A 20786-nucleotide genomic window follows, 5' to 3' on the forward strand; every position below is an offset into this window, starting at 1 on the left:
GCCTGCGGATACGCGGCAGCACGGAGAAGAGAAGAAGGGTGTGCGGAGAAGGGCCGAAAAGCCCTAGCGCATTCGCGTGCTCACAAGAGGCTCCCTGAGGACCAGGACCCCACGGGTGGACATCTGACGATGTCGAGGGGTCCGCGCTTGCCGCAGACCTCGCTGCCTGCGGCCTGGTCTTCACCCGGGGCACCCCGCCACGGACGGAGGGTTGCCGGACAGCGGGCCGGGGCCGTAGTCGCTGTCACTCATGACCTGCCCAGCATCTTGCCATACGCACGGGAACGCGCAAGGCGCAGTCCATGATCTGGACTGCGCCCCGCCTCACGTCCGTGCGCCCCGCCTCAGGCGTTGCTGGCCACGACCCATCGCTCCAGTGCCCGGGCGGCCGCGCCCGAGTCGATGGACTCGGCGGCCTTCGCGATCCCGGCGGCGAGCTGCTCGGCGAGCGAGCCCTCCCCCGGGTCCAGTGCGACGAGCGCCGCCGCGGAGTTGAGCAGGACGGCGTCCCGGACGGGGCCCGTCTCGCCGGCGAGCAGCCGACGGGCCACGTCGGCGTTGTACGAGGCGTCGGCGCCCCTCAGCGCGTCGACCGGCACCAGGTCCAGGCCGACGCTCCGCGGGTCGAAGGTCTCCTCGCGCACCGTGCCGTTCCTGGCGATCCAGACGCGGGAGGTCGCGGTGGTGGTCAGCTCGTCCAGGCCGTCGTCGCCCCGGAAGACGAGCGCGGAGTTGCCGCGCTCGGCGAGGACGCCCGCGACGATGGGCGCCATCCGCAGATCGGCGACGCCGATCGCCTGCGCGCGCACCTTGGCGGGGTTGGTGAGCGGCCCGAGGATGTTGAAGGTGGTCGGCGCGCCGAGCTCCGCCCGGGCCTTCGCCGCGTGCCTGAGGGCGGGGTGGAACTTCACGGCGAAGCAGAACGTGATGCCCGCTTCCTCGGCGACCTCGACCACGCGCTGTGGCGGCAGTTCGAGGTTGACGCCGAGCTTGCCCAGGACGTCGGAGGAGCCGCTGGCCGACGACGAGGCGCGGTTGCCGTGCTTGACGACCTTGGCGCCGGTCCCCGCCACGACGATCGCCGACATGGTGGAGATGTTGACCGTCTTGGCCATGTCGCCGCCGGTACCCACGATGTCGACGGTGCGGCCGGGCACGTGGATCGTGGTGGCGTGCTCGTACATCGCACGGACCAGGCCGGAGACCTCCGTGACGGTCTCCCCCTTGGCTCGGAGCGCCACCGCGAAGCCGGCGATCTGCACATCGGTGGCCTCGCCGCTCATGATGCGGTCCATCGCCCAGGCGGTGTCGTCCTCGGTCAGGTCCTGGCCGCGGAGCAGGGGGGTCAGCACGCCGGGCCAGGTACGAGCCGCCACGCTGTCGCCGCCGTCCGGGGTCACAACGTTCATGGTCCGCTCCTGGGTCCACAGCCGATAAAGGGATGGGTCCACCCTATCGAGGCCCGGGGACGGCGAAGAGCCCCGTCCATCGAATGGACGGGGCTCCCGCTGTGGCGATCAGTTCAGGTGATCAGTGGTGGCCGTGGCCGCTGGTGATCTCCTTGTACTCCTCGGCGGTGGGCTTGGCGATCTGGTTGTTCTCGCCGTAGTACGCCTTGCTGAGCCTGGCCCGCAGCTTCTGCAGCGCCGAGACCTTGCGCTCGACACCGTTCTCGTCGACCGTCGGGCCGATCTCGATCGGCTTGTACTGCTCGTGCGCGGTGAGCGTGTGCAGCTGTTCCGGTCCGAGCGGCTCGTGGACCTCGACGAACTCACCGTGCGGCAGGCGCTTGATGAGCCCGGACTCGCGGCCGTGCAGCACCTTGTCCTTGTCGCGGCGCTGGAGGCCGAGGCAGATCCGCCGGGTGACGATGAACGCCAGGACGGGTCCGACGAAGAAGGCGATGCGGACGAACCAGCTGATCGAGTTGAGCGACAGGTGGAAGTGCGTCGCCCAGATGTCGTTGCCGCCGCCGATCAGCATGACGAAGTAGATCGTCACCCAGGCGACGCCGAGCGCCGTGCGGGTCGGGGCGTTGCGCGGCTTGTCCAGGATGTGGTGCTCGCGCTTGTCCCCGGTGATCCAGGACTCGATGAACGGGTACAGCGCCAGCGCGGCGAGGATCACGCCGAACAGGACCAGCGGGATGAGGACGCCCAGGACCAGCGTGTGGCCCCAGAGGTTGATCTCCCAGCCGGGCATCACACGGACGAAGCCTTCGGCGAAGCCCATGTACCAGTCCGGCTGGGCGCCCGTGGACACCTGGTCGGGACGGTACGGGCCGATCGCCCAGATCGGGTTGATCGACGCGATGGCCGCGATGATCGCGATGAAGCCGAAGACCAGGAAGAAGAACCCGCCGGCCTTCGCCATGTACACCGGCAGCAGGGGCATGCCGACGACGTTCTTGTTCGTCTTGCCCGGACCCGCGAACTGCGTGTGCTTGTGGTAGAAGACCAGGATGAGGTGGCCGACCACGAGCCCGAGCATGATGCCGGGCAGCAGCAGGATGTGGATCGAGTAGAACCTCGCGACGATGTCGCCGCCGGGGAACTCCCCGCCGAACAGGAACATCGAGATGTACGTGCCGACCACGGGCATCGACAGGATCGCGCCCTGGGTGAAGCGCACACCCGTACCGGAGAGCAGGTCGTCCGGGAGCGAGTAGCCGGTGAAGCCGGTGAACATGCCGAGGACGAACAGCAGGAAGCCGAACAGCCAGTTGATCTCGCGCGGCTTGCGGTACGCACCGGTGAAGAACACCCGGAACATGTGCACGAACATGCCGGCGAGGAAGATGACCGCTGCCCAGTGGTGGATCTGCCGGACCAGCAGACCACCGCGGACGTCGAAGCTGATGTCCAGCGTCGACGCGTAGGCCTCGGACATCCGGATGCCCTGCATGGGCTCGTACGGGCCGTGGTAAATGACCTCGTTCATGCTCGGGTGGAAGAACAGCGTCAGGTACACACCCGTGAGGATGATGATGATGAAGCTGTAGAGGCAGATCTCACCGAGCATGAAGGACCAGTGGTCCGGGAAGATCTTGCGCATGTTGGACTTGGCGAGGGAGTAGATCCCCAGCCGCCCGTCCGCCCAGTCGGCCACCCGCTCACCGGCGGGCGCCTTGCGGTTCGTATCGGTCGCAGTACTCATCCGCGCTCCCAGAATGCAGGACCGACGGGCTCTTCGAAGTCACCGAGCGCCTCGAGGTTGCCCTCGCTGTTCACGCCGATCCGCAGCTGCGGAAGCGCGTGACCGGCCGGACCGAAGATGACGCGGGCGCCGTCGGAGAGGTCGAAGGTGGACTGGTGGCACGGGCAGAGCACGTGATGCGTCTGCTGCTCGTACAGGCTGATCGGGCAGCCGACGTGGGTGCAGATCTTCGAGAAGGCCACGATTCCCTCGTGGGCCCACTCGCGCTCGCGCTTGTCCTTGATGTTGTCCGGCTCGATGCGAATGATCATCAGCGCGGCCTTGGCGATCTGCGTCTGGAAGTCCTCGTCGTGCTCCTCCAGGCCCTCGGGCATGGCGAAGGTGAGCGAACCGACGACGACGTCCTCGGGGCGCAGCGGCTCCATGGTGTTCATGTTGACGAGCTGCTTGCCCTTGGCCCACAGGGTCTTGCGGAGCTTCTTCTCCGGCAGCGGACCCAGGTCGCGCAGCAGCATGACGCCGGAGAGCGGCACCAGGGCCAGCGCACCGAACATGGTGTTGCGGATGAGCTTGCGCCGTCCGAGCACCGACTCCTCGGCGCCTGCCTTGAAGTCGGCGAGAACCTTCGCCTTGACCTCGGGCGGGGCCTCGATGGCATGCCGGTCGTCGGCGACCTCGACGTCGGACATCAGGGTGCGCGCCCAGTGGACGGCGCCCGCGCCGATCAGGAAGAGCGCCAGGCCCAGGGTCAGCCCCAGGGAGAAGTTCAGCGCGCTGACATGACCGAACGGGAAGATGTAGACGATCTTGTCGACCGGGAAGATGACGTAGGAGGCGATGAAGCCCACCGTCGCCAGCATGGACAACAGGAACATGGACGCGACCGCGCGCTCGGACCGGTTCGCGGCCCGCTCGTCGATGTCCTGGATGCGCGGCTTGTGGGCCGGCAGTCCCGGGTCGGCGAACGGGTCGTGCGCCTGGTCCACCGCGTGCGCGGGGCCCTGCTCTGCGGGCAGGTTCTCTTCTGGAATCTCTTGGCTACTCATGACTTCTTGGCCTTAGCGGTGTGGGCCGCGACCCAGACGGCAACTGCGATCAGACCACCCAGTCCGAAGATCCAGCCGAACAGACCCTCGCTGACGGGACCGAGGCCACCGAGGCTGAGGCCGCCGGGGGACTCGGATTCGGAGCCGTTCACGGTCTTGACGTACGCGATGATGTCCCGCTTCTGCTGATTGGGCATCGTCGAGTCGGGGAAGGACGGCATGCTCTGCGGGCCGGTCTGCATGGCCTCGTAGATGTGCTTCGGGCTCACGCCTTCGAGGCTGGGGGCGTACTTGCCGTTCGTCAGGGCACCGCCCTCACCCGTGAAGTTGTGACACTGGGCGCAGTTGGTGCGGAACAGGTCGCCACCCTTGGCGATGTCCGCACCCTCGGGGCTGACCTGGCTCTTGGTGGGGACGATCGGGCCGGCGCCGAGCGACGCGACGTACGCCGCGAGCTGGTCGATCTCGGCCTGGGTGTAGATGACCTTCTTCTTCGGGACCTGGGCGCCCGGCTGCTGGGCCGGCATGCGTCCGGTACCGACCTGGAAGTCCACGGCGGCCGAGCCCACGCCGACAAGCGAGGGCCCGTCGGAGCTGCCCTGACCGCCGGTTCCGTGGCAGCTGGCGCAACCGACGGAGTACAGCTTCTTGCCCTCGTCGATGGCGAGGGACTGGGCGGTTTCGTCGGCCTGCGCCTTACTCGCGGGCGCAAACGCGGCGTACAGCCCCCCAGTAGCCGCAAGCGCGAGGAGTAGTACGACGACCGCCGCCAACGGATGGCGTCGTCGTGCGGAGAGCTTTTTCACGGATTACCCCGGTGTCAGGATCTTCTGCGTCGATGATGGATCGGGTGCGAGCCCGGTTACTTGATCATGTAGATCGTGGCGAACAGGCCGATCCACACGACATCGACGAAGTGCCAGTAATAGGACACGACGATGGCTGCGGTCGCCTGCTCATGGGTGAACCTCTTGGCTGCGTATGTCCTGCCCAGGACGAGCAGGAAGGCGATGAGACCGCCTGTCACGTGCAGACCGTGGAAGCCGGTGGTCAGGTAGAACACCGAGCCGTACGGATCCGAGGACAGCGAGAGGCCGTCCTTCTTCACCAGCTCCGTGTACTCGAAGACCTGGCCTCCGATGAAGATCGAACCCATCACGAACGTGATCACGAACCAGGCGCGGAGCTTCTTCACGTCGCCCCGCTCGGCGGCGAAGACGCCGAGCTGGCAGGTGAGTGAGGAGAGCACCAGGATCGTGGTGTTCGTCGCCGAGAACGGGAAGTTCAGGGCTGACGCCATTTCCTTCCAGTGATCCGCTCCGGTCACCGATCGCAGGGTGAAGTACATCGCGAAGAGGGCCGCGAAGAACATCAGCTCGGAACTCAACCAGATGATGGTTCCGACGCTGGTGAGGTTCGGCCGATTGACCGACGGGTGCGCGTGCCCGGTTTCTACTGTCGTTGCTGTCGCCACGACCGACATTATGTCGGTCGCTTATCCCGCCCTCACTCCGGGGGGTGCCGTTCGGTGTGTCAGAGGGGTGTGTCCTCCCCGAACGGCCCAGGGAACCGCTGTCCGAAGCGATGCTGACAGGCCATCGGGCGGAGTACGATCCGCGCATCGGACAGCCCTCGCGCACCGAGGGCCCCGACAGCCCCGAAGACACGGATGTCACGGAGGAACCATGCAGCCGACCGCCACGGTCCTGGTCTACAGCGACAACGCACACACCCGTGAGCAGGTGAGGCTGGCAGCCGGGCGCAGGCCTGCCGCGGACGTACCGCAGGTCGAGTTCCTGGAGTGCGCCACCCTGCCCGCCGTGCTGGACGCGCTGGAGCACGGAGGCGTCGACGTCTGCGTGTTGGACGGCGAGACGGCCCCGGCGGGCGGCATGGGCGTCTGCCGGCAGATCAAGGACGAGATCTTCCGCTGCCCGCCGGTGCTGCTCCTGATGGGCCGCCCCCAGGACGCCTGGCTGGCCACGTGGAGCCGCGCGGACGCCGCGGTGACCCTTCCGGTCGAGCCGGTCGAGTTCGCGGACGCCCTGTCCGCCCTGCTGCGCAGCAGGCTCTCCGTGGGGGCCTGAGGCCCCGCGGTCCCGCCGTCGCTCCGGGGCGCGGTGCACCCGGCCGTCAGACCTTGGGGCGCAGCCGCGCCGTGCTGACCGTGTCGACGCGGTCCGGCGTGGCGTCGTTGCTCAGGGCACTGCCCTTCTGCCACTTCGCCCAGGAGAGGTTCCAGTCGCCGTAGCCGTTGTCGAACGGCGTCATGGTCTCGCCCTCGCTGCCGACGACCGTGACGATGTCGCCCTCGCGGACGGTGTTGAAGAACCACTCGGCCTCGCTGGTGCTCATGCCGGTGCAGCCGTGGCTGACGTTCGCGTAGCCCTGTGATCCGGTGGACCACGGGGCCGCGTGCACGTATTCGCCGCTCCAGGTGACCCGCGTCGCGTAGTAGACCGGCAGGTCGTACGAGTCCTCCGAGCCCTCGGCGATGCCGATGGACTCCCCGCGCATACGTACGTAGTACTCCTTGCCCAGCACGACCTTGACGCCGTTGCGGGTGGAGAAGCCGGGCTTGCCGGTGGTTACCGGAATGGTGTTGATCACTTCTCCGTTGCGCTTGACCGTCATGGAGTGCTGCGAGGCGTCGGTGATGGCCTCGATGCGGTCGCCGGTCGTGATCTTCAACGCTTTCGCGGGGGCGCCGTACAGCGCCTTGGTCACCTTGATGCCCGTCAGCTCGCTGGTGACCTCGATGGTGGCCTTCGCCGGCCAGTAGTCCCGCGGCCGGTAGTGCAGCGTCTTGTCGTCGACCCAGTACCAGGAACCGGTCACGGCGGGCGTGGAGCGCACCTTCAGGGCGCGTTCGACCGTGGCGCGGGCGGCCTTGTCGGTGACCGGGGCGCTGAGTACCGCCGTGACGGGCTGTCCGACGCCGTAGGTGCCCGCCTGCGGGCCGAAGGCGACCTTCAGGAACTTCTGGGCCGCCGCGGTCTCGAAGGAGAGCGTACGGACGCCTGGGGCGCCGTCGTCGTCCTCCATGCTGACCTTGACGGTGTACGTGGTTCCGGCGGCGAGCGGGGCGGTGGAGTGCCAGCGGTGGCCGTCGGCGGTGAGTTCGCCCGCCAGATGGCGGCCTTCGGAGTCGATGGCGCTCACATCGGTGATCCGGCCGTCGTCCCCGTCGACGCTGAACTCGAGGGGCTTGTCCGGGTCGGCCTTCTCACCGCCCCCGGGGGCGTTGGAGGAGATCTCGTCCGCCGCGTCGTACGGCTGTGCCGAGAGCGGATGGCCGTCGGACTCCCCACAGGCACTCGCCCCCGCGGCCAGGGACGCGACCAGCAGAGCGCAGCTCATGACGGGACGGATACGCGGCGTGTGGTTCATGAACCCACGCTAAGAAGATTCATTCGATTCAGCGCGTCGGACGACTGCAAACGGGGGGCCCGCACTTCTCGTCGAAGTGCGGGCCCCCCGTCGGGTGGAGCGGTGTCACTGGGTGCGGTTCTCACCGCGGTAGTACTCGAAGACCCAGCCGAACAGACCGATCAGGATGACCGGGGCCGCGAAGTAGAGCAGCCACCAGCCGAAGACGACTCCCATGAAGGCGAACGCGCCTCCGATCGCCAGCGAGAGCGGCTGCCAGCTGTGCGGGGAGAAGAACCCCACCTCGCCGGCCTCGTCCGCCACGTCGGCTTCCTTGTTGTCCTGCGCCAGTGCGTCGACCCGCCGGGCCGTGAAGGCCAGGTAGAAGCCGATCATGACGCTCAGGCCGAAGGCCAGGACGAGGGCCGTGGTGCCGACCGGCTCCTTGGACCACACGCCGTAGGTGATGGCCATGATGAGGATGAACAGCGCCAGACCGAGGAACATCTTGCCCTGGATCTTCACTTGCCCGCCTCCTTGCCGCCGGCGAGGGCCTTGTCGTCCTCGGAGTGGTGCTCAAGCTGTTCGAGCGCCGCGATCTCCGGGTGGTGCAGGTCGAAGGCCGGGGATTCGGAACGGATCCGCGGCAGCGTGAGGAAGTTGTGCCGCGGCGGCGGGCACGAGGTCGCCCACTCCAGCGAACGGCCGTAACCCCACGGGTCGTCGACCTCGATCTTCTTGCCGTACTTGGCGGTCTTCCAGACGTTGTAGAAGAACGGCAGGATCGACAGGCCGAGCAGGAAGGAGGAGATCGTCGAGATCGTGTTCAGCGCGGTGAAGCCGTCCGCGTCCAGGTAGTCCGCGTAACGACGCGGCATGCCCTCGGCGCCCAGCCAGTGCTGCACCAGGAACGTGCCGTGGAAGCCGATGAACAGCGTCCAGAAGGTGATCTTCCCGAGCCGCTCGTCCAGCATCTTGCCGGTGAACTTCGGCCACCAGAAGTGGAATCCGGAGAACATCGCGAACACCACCGTGCCGAAGACGACGTAGTGGAAGTGCGCGACGACGAAGTACGAGTCGGAGACGTGGAAGTCCATCGGCGGCGAGGCCAGGATGACACCGGTCAGACCACCGAAGGTGAAGGTGATCAGGAAGCCGACCGCCCAGAGCATCGGCGTCTCGAAGGACAGCGAGCCCTTCCACATCGTGCCGATCCAGTTGAAGAACTTCACCCCGGTGGGCACCGCGATGAGGAACGTCATGAAGGAGAAGAACGGCAGGAGCACGCCTCCGGTGACGTACATGTGGTGCGCCCACACGGTCACGGAGAGACCGGCGATGGAGATCGTCGCGGCCACCAGGCCGATGTAACCGAACATCGGCTTGCGGCTGAACACCGGGATCACTTCCGAAATGATCCCGAAGAAGGGCAAGGCGATGATGTACACCTCTGGATGCCCGAAGAACCAGAAGAGGTGCTGCCAGAGCAACGCCCCGCCATTGGCCGCGTCGAAGACATGCGCACCGAATTTACGGTCCGCCTCCAGCGCGAAGAGCGCCGCCGCCAGTACCGGGAAGGCCAGCAGGACCAGAACACCGGTCAGCAGGACGTTCCAGACGAAGATCGGCATGCGGAACATCGTCATGCCGGGTGCGCGCATGCAGATGATCGTGGTGATGAAGTTGACCGAACCGAGGATCGTGCCGAAGCCGGAGAAGGCCAGACCCATGATCCACATGTCGGCGCCGACGCCCGGCGAACGGACCGCGTCCGACAGCGGGGAGTAGGCGAACCAGCCGAAGTCGGCCGCACCCTGCGGGGTGAGGAAGCCGGCCACCGCGATGATCGAGCCGAAGAGGTACAGCCAGTACGCGAACATGTTCAGCCGCGGGAACGCCACGTCGGGCGCCCCGATCTGCAGCGGCATGATCCAGTTCGCGAACCCGGCGAACAGCGGCGTCGCGAACATCAGCAGCATGATCGTGCCGTGCATCGTGAACGCCTGGTTGAACTGCTCGTTCGACATGATCTGCGTGCCCGGACGGGCCAGCTCGGCGCGCATGAAGAGCGCCATCAGTCCGCCGATGCAGAAGAACGCGAACGACGTGACCAGGTACATCGTGCCGATCGTCTTGTGGTCAGTGGTGGTCAGCCACTTGATGACGACGTTTCCCGGCTGCTTGCGCCGGACCGGCAGCTCGTCCTCGTACGAGTCGTCTGCTGCCGCGGCACCCTGAGGTTCATTGAGGATGCTCACAGTTTGTTCGTCTCCGCATTCCTGGCCGGGTCAGTCTGCTCGATGCCGGCCGGCACGTAGCCCGTGTTGCCGTTCTTGGCCAGCTCCTTCAGGTGCGCCTGGTAGCGCTCCGGGGAGACGACCTTGACGTTGAAGAGCATCCGGGAGTGGTCGACGCCGCACAGCTCGGCGCACTTGCCCATGAAGGTGCCCTCCTGGTTGGGAGTCACCTCGAAGGAGTTGGTGTGGCCCGGAATGACGTCCTGCTTCATGAGGAACGGCACCACCCAGAAGGAGTGGATGACGTCACGCGAAGTCAGGATGAACCGGACCTTCTCACCCTTGGGCAGCCACAGGGTCGGGCCCGGGTTGCCGGTCTGCGGGTTCCGGGTCCCCGGGACGCCGACGTCGTAGACGCCGTCCGCACCCTTGGGGAAGTCCTTGCGGAACCGGTCCGGGATGGCGTCGAGCTCCTTGGGGACCTCGTTGCCCGTGGCGGCGGAGCCGTCCACGTTCTCGATGTAGTTGAACCCCCAGCTCCACTGGTAGCCGACCACGTTGACCGTGTGGGCGGGCTTCGGGGAGAGCTCGAGGAGCTTCGATTCATCGCGCGCGGTGAAGTAGAACAACACCGAGACGATGATCAGAGGGACCACGGTGTACAGCGCCTCGATGGGCATGTTGTACCTGGTCTGCGGAGGTACCTCCACCTTGGTCCGGCTGCGCCGGTGGAAGATGACGCTCCAGATGATCAGTCCCCAGACAAGGACGCCCGTGGCGAGCGCTGCCGCCCACGAGCCCTGCCAGAGGGAAAGGATCCGAGGAGCCTCTTCCGTTACCGGGGTGGGCATACCGAGGCGCGGGAAATCCTCCCAGTTGTATGAACAACCGGAGGCCGTCGCCAGGACCAGGCCCGCAGTCAGCACCTGCGGCAGCTTCCGCCGCATCGGGCGCCGCGACAAGCGGTCGGAGCCGTTGGGACTCACGTAGCGCCTTCCCGAGAGTCTCGCCCGCACGGTCGGCGCGCCCGTCTCGCTGGTCGGTCGCCGGCCCTGACGCGGGCAGGGGTTTGGATGTTTATGCGGACCAAACCCTACTGGACGCTATTTGGGGTCGCGCGGGGAGGGTGCCCAACGCGCCGCCCGACTCCCCGAAGGGGTGGAATCCGGGCCTCCGGCCCCCATCTGACGCCCCCTCTCCCCTGTCGTGCGGACGGCCGGTCCCGGCCGGGGGCCGGTCTGGGGCTAGCGTGACCGGGTGCCCTACTTCGACGCCGCGTCCGCCGCCCCCCTCCATCCCGTCGCCCGCCAGGCGCTGCTTGCCGCGCTGGACGAGGGCTGGGCCGACCCGGCCCGCCTGCACCGGGAGGGGCGGCGGGCCAGGCTGCTGCTGGACGCGGCCCGCGAGGCGGCCGCGGAGGCCGTCGGCTGCCGCCCGGACGAGCTGACGTTCACCTCGTCGGGCACGCGCGCGATCCACTCCGGAATTTCCGGGGCTCTCGCGGGGCGTCGGCGTGTCGGCCGCCATCTGGTGGTGTCGGCGGTCGAGCATTCGGCGGTGCTCCATTCGGCCGCCGCCCACGAGAGCGGGGGCGGATCGTTCACCGAGGTCCCCGTGGACGGCACGGGCGCGGTGGACCCGGAGGCGTACGGGAGCGCCCTGCGCGAGGACACCGGACTGGCCTGCCTCCAGTCCGCCAACCACGAGGTCGGCACCGAGCAGCCGGTCGCCGAGGTGGCCGGGCTGTGCCGGGCCGCGGGCGTGCCGCTGCTGGTGGACGCCGCGCAGTCACTCGGGTGGGGGCCGGTGCCGGCCGGCTGGTCGCTGCTGACGGCGAGCGCCCACAAGTGGGGCGGACCGGCCGGGGTCGGGCTGCTCGCGGTACGCAAGGGCGTGCGGTTCGCGGCCCAAGGCCCCGTCGACGAACGGGAGTCGGGGAGGGCGGCCGGCTTCGAGGACATTCCGGCGATCGTGGCCGCGGCGGCGTCCCTGCGGGCGGTACGGGCGGAGGCGGCCGCCGAGTCGGTGCGGCTGCGGGCCCTGGTCGAACGGATCCGGACCCGGGTGCCGACGCTGGTGCCCGACGTGGAGGTGGTGGGCGACCCGCTGCGGCGGCTGCCGCATCTGGTCACCTTCTCCTGTCTCTATGTCGACGGAGAGACCCTGCTCCACGAGCTGGACCGGGCCGGTTTCTCCGTATCGTCCGGTTCGTCCTGCACGAGCAGCACACTGACGCCGAGCCATGTGCTCCGGGCGATGGGAGTGCTGTCGGAGGGCAACGTCCGGGTGTCGCTGCCGGCGGGCACGTCCGACGAGGAGGTCGACCGCTTCCTGGAGGTGCTGCCCCCGGCGGTGGCAGGGGTGCGGGAGAAGCTGGGCGCCCCCGCCGCGACCGCCCCCTCCCCCGCCCCGGCCGCCTCGCTGGTGGTCGACGCGCTGGGGCGGCGCTGCCCGATCCCGGTGATCGAGCTCGCAAAGGTGATCGGGGAGGTACCGGTGGGCGGGACGGTGACGGTCCTGTCCGACGACGAGGCGGCGCGCCTCGACATTCCGGCCTGGTGTGCGATGCGTGAGCAGGAGTACGTGGGTGAGGAGCCGGCGGACCGGGGCTCGGCCTATGTGGTCCGCCGGCTGTCCTGACCCTCTCAGGCGAGGTGGGTGCGCACCTCGGCCGCGGCCTCGTGGCCGTACGCCTTGGTGAAGCGGTCCATGAAGTGGTTGCGGTGCAGCGTGTACTCCTGGGTGCCCACGGTCTCGATGACCAGGGTGGCGAGCATGCAGCCGACCTGGGCGGCGCGCTCCAGGCCGACGCCCCAGGCGAGACCGGAGAGGAAGCCGGCCCGGAAGGCGTCGCCGACGCCGGTCGGGTCGGCCTTGACGTTCTCCTCGGGGCAGCCGACCTCGATCGGCTCCTCGCCCGCGCGCTCGATGCGCACGCCCTGGGCGCCGAGGGTGGTGACCCGGTGGCCGACCTTGGCGAGGATCTCGGCGTCGGTCCAGCCGGTCTTGGACTCGATGAGCCCCTTCTCGTACTCGTTGGAGAAGAGGTAGGTGGCGCCGTCGAGCAGGATGCGGATCTCGTCGCCGTCCATCCGCGCGATCTGCTGCGAGAAGTCCGCGGCGAAGGGGATGCCGCGGGAGCGGCACTCCTCCGTGTGGCGGAGCATGCCCTCGGGGTCGTCCGCTCCGATGGAGACGAGGTCGAGGCCGCCCACGCGGTCGGCGACGGCCTTCAGCTCGATCAGGCGGGCCTCGCTCATGGCGCCCGTGTAGAAGGAGCCGATCTGGTTGTGGTCGGCGTCCGTCGTGCAGACGAAGCGGGCGGTGTGCAGGACCTCGGAGATCCGGACCGAACCGGTGTCGACGCCGTGGCGGTCGAGCCAGGCGCGGTACTCGTCGAAGTCGGAGCCCGCGGCGCCGACCAGGATCGGACGGGTGCCGAGCAGGCCCATGCCGAAGCAGATGTTGGCGGCGACACCTCCCCGGCGCACGTCCAGGTTGTCGACCAGGAAGGACAGCGAGACCGTGTGCAGCTGATCGGCGACCAGCTGGTCGGCGAATCGGCCGGGGAAGGTCATGAGGTGGTCGGTGGCGATGGAGCCGGTGACTGCGATACGCACGGGGTGACTGCTCCTGCGGAGGTCGAGGGAACGGCGACGGTTCCCGGGGCGGAGTGACAGGTGAGCCTTCACCCACCCCCCGATTGCCGGGCCCTCTCACGCTACCGGTTCCAGCAGTCGGACGAAGGTGGGAAAACTACCCGATAGTAGGGCTTTCCTCCTGGGCTCGGGGGTGCTTACGGTGCGGATATGTCGAACCACATCGCCCCGCGCGAGTCCGAGACCGGTCTGGCCGAGCTGCGCGGGGACTGCGCACGTATGGCTCCGCACTGGGTGGTACCCACGAGGACCGCCGCCACCCCCGTGGCGCCCTCCCTCATTCACGGCGTGACGGTACCGCCCGCCTCGGCCCGGCTGATCGACGCGACGGCCGAGTACGGCGACTGAGCGGCCGGGCTCCTCACCGCACCGGCCGCCCCAGGAGGGAACCGCGCGCGCCCGCGCCCCGTCCCAACGGTGTCCGCACCGGCGGACGGGCCCTCCGAGGGCCATGGCGTACGACGGCGAAGGAGCGAACCGGTGAGCACCGAGCAACCCGACAACGATGTGACCGGCCCCCGGCGGCGGCGGTCCCCGCTCGCCGTGGCGTCGGTGGCGGCGGCCGTACTCCTCGCGGGCGGCGGCGGCGCGTACTGGGCGACCGCCGCGAACGGCCACGGCGGCGGCGAGTACAGCGCCTCGGACGGTTCCGGCGGCACTCCCCCACCGCTCTCCCTGGACGAGCGGGCGGGCGGACCGGCCACCCCCTCCCCCCGGCCGTCGGCCCCGACCGAGGGCATCGCCCCGGGTGAGCCCGATCCGCACGGCGGCCGGCTGGTCTACCGTGCGTCCGGCGCCCTGCCGGACGGCCCGGACAAGGCGGCGGTCCAGCGCGCCGAGGGGACCGTCCCGGCGTCCGACGTGGCCCGGCTGGCCGAGGCGCTGGGCGTCAAGGGCACCCCGCGGGCCGAGGGAACGTCGTGGAAGGTGGGCTCCGACGGGGACGGGTCGGGGCCGTTGCTGCGGGTGGCCAAGCAGGCGCCCGGGACGTGGACGTTCGCCCGGTACGGTTCCGGCGGCACGGACCACTGCGAGAGCGCGAAGGTCTGTTCGGACAAGCCTGTGGCCCCGGGCGGGTCCGGGGACCCGGTGAGCGAGAAGGCCGCGAAGGCCGCCGCGGTGCCGGTGCTGAAGGCGGTCGGCCAGGACGACGCGGCCCTGGACGCCCGCCAGTTGATGGGCTCGGTCCGGGTGGTGAACGCGAACCCGGTGGTGGGCGGACTGCCGACGTACGGCTGGGCGACCGGCGTCCAGGTCGGACCCGACGGCGAAGTGGTCGGCGGCAGCGGGCAGTTGAAGGGCCTGGAGAAGGGCGCCGAGTATCCGGTGATCGGCGCGTCCGAGGCATTGAAACAGCTGAACGCCGCCCAGCCCTCGCGCGGCGGGAACACCGGCGACTGCGCCGGTCCCGCACCGCTGGAGGACGGCGTGAAGCCCTCCGGCATGAGCTGCGGCAAGCGGACCGGGGCGGAGCCCACGACGACGGTGACGGTCGACAGGGCGACCTTCGGCCTGGCCGCCCGGTACGTGGACGGGAACCAGATGCTCGTGCCGTCCTGGATCTTCACGGTCCGGCCGGGCGCGGGCGGTACGGGCGACACCGTCACCCAGGTCGCGGTGGATCCCGCCTACCTGACGAAGGACGCGCCCGCGGAGAAAACGCCGGACGACGGCACGACGAAGTCCGGGCGCACGATCCTCTCCTACAGCGCCGACGGGCGCACGCTCTCGGTGACCTTCTGGGGCGGCGCCTGCAGCAAGTACGCCGCCAGCGCGAGCGAGGAGGGCTCCGCGGTCCGGGTGTCCCTGACGGAGACGAAGCCGGAGAAGGGGAAGGCCTGCATCATGATCGCGAAGGAACTGACCCGTACGGTGACGCTGGACCGCCCGCTCGGTGAGCGGAACGTGGTGGACGCGGCGTCGGGCACCGTGGTGCCGCGCGGCTGACGCCCACCCGCGTACGACGACGGCGGCGGCCCCGGGATCGGAATCCCGGGGCCGCCGCCGTACCGCTGCCGCTGCCGCTGCCGCCGTTGGGGCTTCGGCCGTGCGCGCTCTAGCTGAAGGAGTCGCCGCAGGCGCAGGACCCCGTGGCGTTCGGGTTGTCGATCGTGAAGCCCTGCTTCTCGATGGTGTCCACGAAGTCGACGGAGGCGCCGCCCAGGTACGGGGCGCTCATCCGGTCGGTGACGACCTTGACGCCGTCGAAGTCCTTCACGACGTCGCCGTCGAGCGAACGCTCGTCGAAGAAGAGCTGGTAACGCAGGCCCGAGCAGCCGCCGGGCTGGACGGCGACGCGCAGCGCCAGATCGTCGCGGCCTTCCTGCTCCAGCAGGCCCTTGACCTTGGCTGCGGCGGCGTCGGACAGGAGGATGCCGTCGCTCACGGTGGTGGTCTCGTCCGATACGGACATCTGCTTCTCTCCCGGGTTGTACGGAGACTGCTTGCCGACGTTGCAACCGTCGAGGCCGCGGATTCATTCCGGGCCGGGCGTTTGCCTGTTCCATTCATGCTCGCACACCGGCCGCACGGGCGGATGCGTCACATCGACGCTATCGGCATCGTCAAAGTGACGTGAAGCAGTTATGATAGATAGCGTCAATTAGACGAAAAGGCTTCCTCCCGCAGAGAAGAAAGGGTGCGTGACGTGACCACGGCCCACCCCGTCCAGGACCTCGATGTCCAGCCGACGCCCCTCGCCCTGCTCCTGCTCGGCCGCGACGCCGACCCCAGGAGCGAGCGCGGCGTCGAATGCCCCGGCGACCTGCCCTCCCCGTCCGACCCGGACCTGGTGGAGCGCGCCCGTGCGGCCAAGGAGAAGCTGGGGGAGAAGGTCTTCGTCCTCGGGCACCACTACCAGCGCGACGAGGTCATCCAGTTCGCGGATGTGACCGGAGACTCGTTCAAGCTCGCCCGGGACGCGGCGGCCCGGCCGGAGGCCGAGTACATCGTCTTCTGCGGCGTGCACTTCATGGCGGAGTCCGCGGACATCCTCACCACCGACGACCAGAAGGTCGTGCTGCCGGACCTGGCGGCGGGCTGTTCGATGGCCGACATGGCCACCGCCGAGCAGGTCGCCGAGTGCTGGGACGTGCTGACCGAGGCCGGCGTCGCCGACCGGGTCGTGCCCGTCTCGTACATGAACTCCTCCGCGGACATCAAGGCCTTCACCGGCCGCCACGGCGGCACGATCTGCACCTCGTCGAACGCCGAGCGCGCCCTGGAGTGGGCCTTCGAGCAGGGTGAGAAGGTCCTCTTCCTGCCGGACCAGCACCTGGGCCGCAACACGGCCGTGCGGGACATGGGGATGACCCTGGAGGACTGCGTCCTCTACAACCCGCACAAGCCGAACGGCGGCCTGACCGCCCAGGAGCTGCGCGACGCGAAGATGATCCTGTGGCGCGGGCACTGCTCGGTGCACGGGCGCTTCTCGGTGGAGTCCGTCAACGACGTGCGGGCCCGTATACCCGGTGTCAACGTGCTGGTGCACCCGGAGTGCAAGCACGAGGTCGTCGCGGCCGCGGACTACGTCGGCTCGACGGAGTACATCATCAAGGCGCTGGAGGCGGCCCCGGCCGGCTCGAAGTGGGCGATCGGCACCGAACTGAACCTGGTGCGCCGCCTGGCCAACCGTTTCGCCGCGGAGGACAAGGAGATCGTCTTCCTCGACAAGACGGTCTGCTTCTGCTCGACGATGAACCGGATCGACCTGCCGCACCTGGTGTGGACGCTGGAGTCGCTGGCCGAGGGCAACCTGGTCAACCGGATCGAGGTCGACCCGGAGACGGAGAAGTACGCGAAGGTGGCGCTGGAACGGATGCTGGCACTGCCGTAGACGCACCCGCACGCGGGACGGCCCCGGTACCTCGAGTCGAGGAACCGGGGCCTTCCTGTGCGACCGGTCAGGCCTTCGCGGGCTCCGGCTCCTCGGAGGTGGTCTCCTCCGTGGCGTCCGGGGCCGGGAGGCCGGCCTTCCTGGCACGCTTCGCGGCCTTCTTCTTCGCGCGGCGCTCCTTGAAGAGCTCCACCATCGTGTACAGCGTCGGCACCAGGAGCAGCGTCAGCAGCGTCGAGGTGACCAGACCGCCGATGACCACGACGGCCAGCGGCTGCGAGATGAAGCCGCCCTCGCCGGTGACGCCGAGCGCCATCGGGAGGAGGGCGAAGATCGTCGCGAGGGCGGTCATCAGGATCGGGCGGAGCCGGTGGCGGCCGCCTTCGACGACCGCCTCGACGACGCCCATGCCCTGGGCGCGGTACTGGTTGATCAGGTCGATCAGCACGATCGCGTTGGTCACCACGATGCCGATGAGCATCAGCATGCCGATCATCGCCGCGACGCCCATCGGGGTGCCGGTGACGATGAGCAGGCCGATGGCGCCGGTCGCCGCGAACGGGATGGAGACCAGCAGGATCAGCGGCTGGATGAGCGACCGGAAGGTGGCGACCAGGAGCATGAAGACGATCGCGATGGCCGCGAGCATGGCCAGGCCGAGCTTCACGAACGCGTCGGACTGGTCCTCGGTGACGCCGCCGATGGTGGCGGTGGCGCCGTCCGGGAGGTCCAGTGCCTTGATCTTCGACTGAAGGGCGCTGCCGACCGCGCCGGTGTTGTCACCGGTGGGCTTGGCGGTGATGGTCGCGGCGCGCTGGCCGTCGATCCGGGTCATGGAGACCGGTCCGGGGACCAGCTTCACGTCCGCGATCGCCCCGAGCCTGACCGGGCCGAGGGGGAGGTTCTTCAGCTGCTCCATCGTGGTGGCCGGGTGGGCGGACTTGACGAGGACGTCGCGCTCGGTGTCGTCCATGATCGCCTTGCCCGACGGGGTGCCGCGCACCGCACCGGCGACGGCTGCTCCCAGGGTGGCCTGGCTGAAGCCCGCGTCGGCGGCCTTGGCGTTGGCGGTGACCGAGATCCGCGGGACGCTCTGCGCCAGGTCGCTCTGGACGTCGGTGACGTCGTCGAGCTTCGCGACCTCGGCGCGCACCTCTTCGGAGGCCTTCCTCAGGGTGTCCGCGTCGGCGGCCTTGACCACGACGCTCAGGTCCTGGCTCCCGAAGCCGTCGCCCGCCGCGATGGTGGTGTCACCGATGCCGTCGAGCTTGCCCAGGGCCTCGTCGATGCGGTCCTGTGCGGCCTCGTAGTCCCCGGAGTCCTTCAGCGTGACCTGGTAGGAGGCCTGGTTGGCTCCGGTGCCTCCGCCGAAGGCCGCCATGAAGCCGGACGAGCCGACGGTGACCTGGTAGTCCTTGACGCCCTTGTCCTCGGCGAGGACCTTCTCGACCTTCTTGGCCGCCTCGTCGGCGGCCGCCAGGCCGGTGCCCGGGGTGAGCTCCTGCTTGATGGACAGGACTTCCTGCTCGCCCTGGTCGAAGAAGTTGGTCTTCAGCAGCGGGACCATGCCGAAGGTGCCGAACAGCACGGCGACGGCGATGACGATGCTGGTGATCCGGCGGCGGGTGGCGAAGCGCAGCACCGAGACGTAGAACCGCTGGAGCCGGCTGCGGGCCTCCTTCTCCTCGGCCTCCCTGCGCGCCTTGTCCGGGTCCTCGGCGCTCCCCTTGGGGGCGCGCAGGAACCAGTACGACAGGACGGGGACGACGGTCAGCGAGACCAGCAGCGAGGCCAGCAGGGCCGCGGTGACGGTCAGCGAGAACGAGCCGAAGAGCTGGCCCACCATGCCGCCGACCAGACCGATCGGCAGGAAGACGGCGACCGTGGTGAGGGTCGAGGCGGTGACCGCGCCGGCCACTTCCTTCACCGCGGTGATGATCGCGGACTGGCGCTCCTCGCCGTAGCCGAGGTGGCGCTTGATGTTCTCCAGGACGACGATCGAGTCGTCGACGACCCGGCCGATCGCGATGGTCAGCGCACCCAGGGTGAGCATGTTGAGCGACAGGTCACGGGTCCACAGCACGATCAGCGCGAGGACCACGGAGAGCGGGATGGAGACCGCGGTGACCAGGGTCGAGCGGAGCGAGGCCAGGAAGACCAGGATCACGATGACCGCGAAGAGCAGGCCGAGCGCGCCCTCGGTGGTCAGACCCGAGATCGCCTTGGAGACGGCGGGGCCCTGGTCGGAGACGACGGTCAGCTCGGCGCCGGCGCCGAGGTCCTTGCGCAGGTCGGGGAGCTTGTCCTCGACGGCGTCGGAGATGGCGACGGCACTGCCGTCCTTGTCCATCGTCGCCATGACGGCGAGGCTCGGCTTGCCGTTCGTCCGCGTGATGGAGACGGCGGTGGACGGCTCCTGCTTCACCGTCGCGATGTCACCGACCCGGACCGGCTTGCCGGGCTTGCCCGCCGGGTTCTGCCCGGTGACCCGGAGGTCCTCGATCTGCCGCAGGGAGGTGAAGGCGCCGCCCACCTGGACGGTGCGGCTCTTGCCCGCCTCGGAGAAGGAACCCGCCGGGACGGTCGCGCCGCCGGCCTGGAGCGCCTGGGCGAGCGAGCCGGCGTTCAGTCCGGCCGCCGCGAGCTTCTTGTCGTCGGGGGTGACGGAGACCTGGAGGTCCTGCACACCGTCGACGGTGACCTGGCCGACGCCGTCGATGTCCTCCAGGGCGGGGACGACGGTGCGGTCCAGCTGATCGGCGAGGGCCTGCTGGTCCTTGTCGGAGGTGACGGCGAGGACGACGGTCGGGATGTCGTCGGTCGAGCCGGCGATGACCTGCGGGTCCACATCGTCGGGCAGCTGGATGCGGGCGCGGTTCACCGCCTGCTGGATGTCCGCGACGAGTTGCTTGGTGCCCTCGTCGCCGAAGTCGAACGTCGCCATGATGACGGCGTTGCCCTCGCTGGCGGTCGACGTCATGCCGGTGACGCCGTCCACGGCCTTGATGGAATTCTCGAGCGGTTCGATGACCTGCTTCTCGACCACATCGGGGGACGCTCCCTGGTAGGGGGCGAGCACCGACACCATCGGGAGTTCGATGGTGGGCAGCAGCTGCTGCTTGAGCTGCGGGATCGCGATGGCTCCGAATACGAGCGCGACGACCGAGATCAGCCCGATCAGGGCCCTTTGCGCGAGGCTGAATCTGGACAGCCAGGACATGGGTGAGGTCTCTCTTCTGTGGCGTACGCGGCAGGTGGGCGGATGACTCGGGGACAGACCCGGCCCGGACCGACCGGCGCATGGGGGGGCGGAAGAAGGAGCGGGGCCGGGTGCGTGCGAGGCGGAGGATCGAGCCATGGCGGTGCCATGGTGATGGACGACGCCGCAGATGTGCGTGCCCAGCCCCGCGACGCCGCCCCCCATGTGTCGGTCGGTCCTCGTACGATCGCCCACCGACCGTCCCGAATTCGTCGGTCCCAGGGT

17 protein-coding genes and 1 riboswitch are annotated in these 20786 nt (G+C 68.9%); of the genes, 5 read left to right on the plus strand and 12 right to left on the minus strand.

Annotated features, from left to right (window positions below; translation table 11 throughout):
• Positions 1-138: 138 nt before the first annotated feature.
• Positions 139-256: riboswitch (SAM riboswitch) on the minus strand.
• A gap of 88 nt (positions 257-344) precedes the next feature.
• From trpD to E6R60_RS22225, 5 genes are all read right to left on the minus strand, one after another.
• A complete protein-coding gene (gene trpD, locus E6R60_RS22205) occupies positions 345-1409 on the minus strand; it encodes an anthranilate phosphoribosyltransferase (RefSeq protein ID WP_136328377.1) in 1065 nt (354 codons plus the stop codon).
• A 121-nt stretch (positions 1410-1530) separates the two neighbouring features.
• Positions 1531-3156, minus strand: a complete 1626-nt coding sequence (locus tag E6R60_RS22210; protein ID WP_136328378.1) for a cytochrome bc complex cytochrome b subunit — start codon at positions 3154-3156, stop codon at positions 1531-1533.
• The gene (locus tag E6R60_RS22215) at positions 3153-4202 is read right to left on the minus strand and encodes a Rieske 2Fe-2S domain-containing protein (protein ID WP_136328379.1); all 1050 of its coding nucleotides are present in this window, start codon (positions 4200-4202) and stop codon (positions 3153-3155) included. The genes E6R60_RS22210 and E6R60_RS22215 overlap by 4 nt, the downstream gene beginning before the upstream one ends.
• A complete protein-coding gene (locus E6R60_RS22220; RefSeq protein ID WP_136328380.1) occupies positions 4199-5008 on the minus strand; it encodes a c-type cytochrome in 810 nt (269 codons plus the stop codon). Before E6R60_RS22220 ends, E6R60_RS22215 begins: the two co-directional genes overlap by 4 nt.
• A 56-nt stretch (positions 5009-5064) precedes the next feature.
• Positions 5065-5685: a heme-copper oxidase subunit III gene (locus E6R60_RS22225; protein WP_136328381.1), complete on the minus strand. Its 621-nt coding sequence runs from the start codon at positions 5683-5685 to the stop codon at positions 5065-5067.
• 202 nt (positions 5686-5887) lie between these two features.
• On the opposite strand from E6R60_RS22225, the gene E6R60_RS22230 reads away from it, so the two are divergent.
• A complete protein-coding gene (locus E6R60_RS22230; protein WP_136328382.1) occupies positions 5888-6289 on the plus strand; it encodes a hypothetical protein in 402 nt (133 codons plus the stop codon).
• Positions 6290-6335: 46 nt separating this feature from the next.
• Here E6R60_RS22230 and E6R60_RS22235 read toward each other — a convergent pair whose 3' ends face one another.
• From E6R60_RS22235 to coxB, 4 genes are all read right to left on the minus strand, one after another.
• Positions 6336-7592 carry an Ig-like domain-containing protein gene (locus E6R60_RS22235; RefSeq protein ID WP_136328383.1) on the minus strand — a complete coding sequence of 419 codons (1257 nt, stop codon included), beginning with the start codon at positions 7590-7592 and terminating at the stop codon, positions 6336-6338.
• A 105-nt stretch (positions 7593-7697) separates the two neighbouring features.
• Positions 7698-8096, minus strand: a complete 399-nt coding sequence (locus tag E6R60_RS22240) for a cytochrome c oxidase subunit 4 (protein WP_136328384.1) — start codon at positions 8094-8096, stop codon at positions 7698-7700.
• The gene (gene ctaD, locus E6R60_RS22245; protein ID WP_136328385.1) at positions 8093-9829 is read right to left on the minus strand and encodes a cytochrome c oxidase subunit I; all 1737 of its coding nucleotides are present in this window, start codon (positions 9827-9829) and stop codon (positions 8093-8095) included. Before ctaD ends, E6R60_RS22240 begins: the two co-directional genes overlap by 4 nt.
• The gene (coxB, locus tag E6R60_RS22250; protein ID WP_136328386.1) at positions 9826-10794 is read right to left on the minus strand and encodes a cytochrome c oxidase subunit II; all 969 of its coding nucleotides are present in this window, start codon (positions 10792-10794) and stop codon (positions 9826-9828) included. Before coxB ends, ctaD begins: the two co-directional genes overlap by 4 nt.
• A gap of 271 nt (positions 10795-11065) precedes the next feature.
• Here coxB and E6R60_RS22255 point away from each other — a divergent pair, with 271 nt between their 5' ends.
• On the plus strand, positions 11066-12448 hold the full coding sequence (locus E6R60_RS22255) for a cysteine desulfurase/sulfurtransferase TusA family protein (RefSeq protein WP_136328387.1): 1383 nt from the start codon (positions 11066-11068) through the stop codon (positions 12446-12448).
• Positions 12449-12453: 5 nt separating this feature from the next.
• Here the strand turns inward: E6R60_RS22255 and E6R60_RS22260 are convergent, their stop codons facing one another.
• Positions 12454-13428, minus strand: coding sequence for a carbohydrate kinase family protein (locus E6R60_RS22260; RefSeq protein WP_136328388.1), 975 nt, complete (start codon positions 13426-13428; stop codon positions 12454-12456).
• A 189-nt stretch (positions 13429-13617) separates the two neighbouring features.
• Between E6R60_RS22260 and E6R60_RS22265 the strand changes: the two genes are divergently transcribed.
• The gene (locus E6R60_RS22265; protein ID WP_136328389.1) at positions 13618-13815 is read left to right on the plus strand and encodes a hypothetical protein; all 198 of its coding nucleotides are present in this window, start codon (positions 13618-13620) and stop codon (positions 13813-13815) included.
• Positions 13816-13947: 132 nt separating this feature from the next.
• Entirely contained in the window at positions 13948-15414 is a 1467-nt protein-coding gene (locus tag E6R60_RS22270; RefSeq protein ID WP_136328390.1) for a hypothetical protein, read from the plus strand.
• Between the two features lie 109 nt (positions 15415-15523).
• On the opposite strand, the gene E6R60_RS22275 is transcribed toward E6R60_RS22270, so the two are convergent.
• Positions 15524-15880, minus strand: a complete 357-nt coding sequence (locus E6R60_RS22275; RefSeq protein WP_030970782.1) for an iron-sulfur cluster assembly accessory protein — start codon at positions 15878-15880, stop codon at positions 15524-15526.
• A 225-nt stretch (positions 15881-16105) separates the two neighbouring features.
• Between E6R60_RS22275 and nadA the strand changes: the two genes are divergently transcribed.
• Positions 16106-17302 carry a quinolinate synthase NadA gene (nadA, locus tag E6R60_RS22285; RefSeq protein WP_168713662.1) on the plus strand — a complete coding sequence of 399 codons (1197 nt, stop codon included), beginning with the start codon at positions 16106-16108 and terminating at the stop codon, positions 17300-17302.
• Between the two features lie 67 nt (positions 17303-17369).
• Here the strand turns inward: nadA and E6R60_RS22290 are convergent, their stop codons facing one another.
• A complete protein-coding gene (locus E6R60_RS22290) occupies positions 17370-20522 on the minus strand; it encodes an efflux RND transporter permease subunit (protein WP_136328393.1) in 3153 nt (1050 codons plus the stop codon).
• Positions 20523-20786 lie beyond the last annotated feature (264 nt).

The sequence above is a fragment of the Streptomyces sp. A0642 genome (assembly GCF_004795105.1).
Lineage (GTDB): Bacteria > Actinomycetota > Actinomycetes > Streptomycetales > Streptomycetaceae > Streptomyces.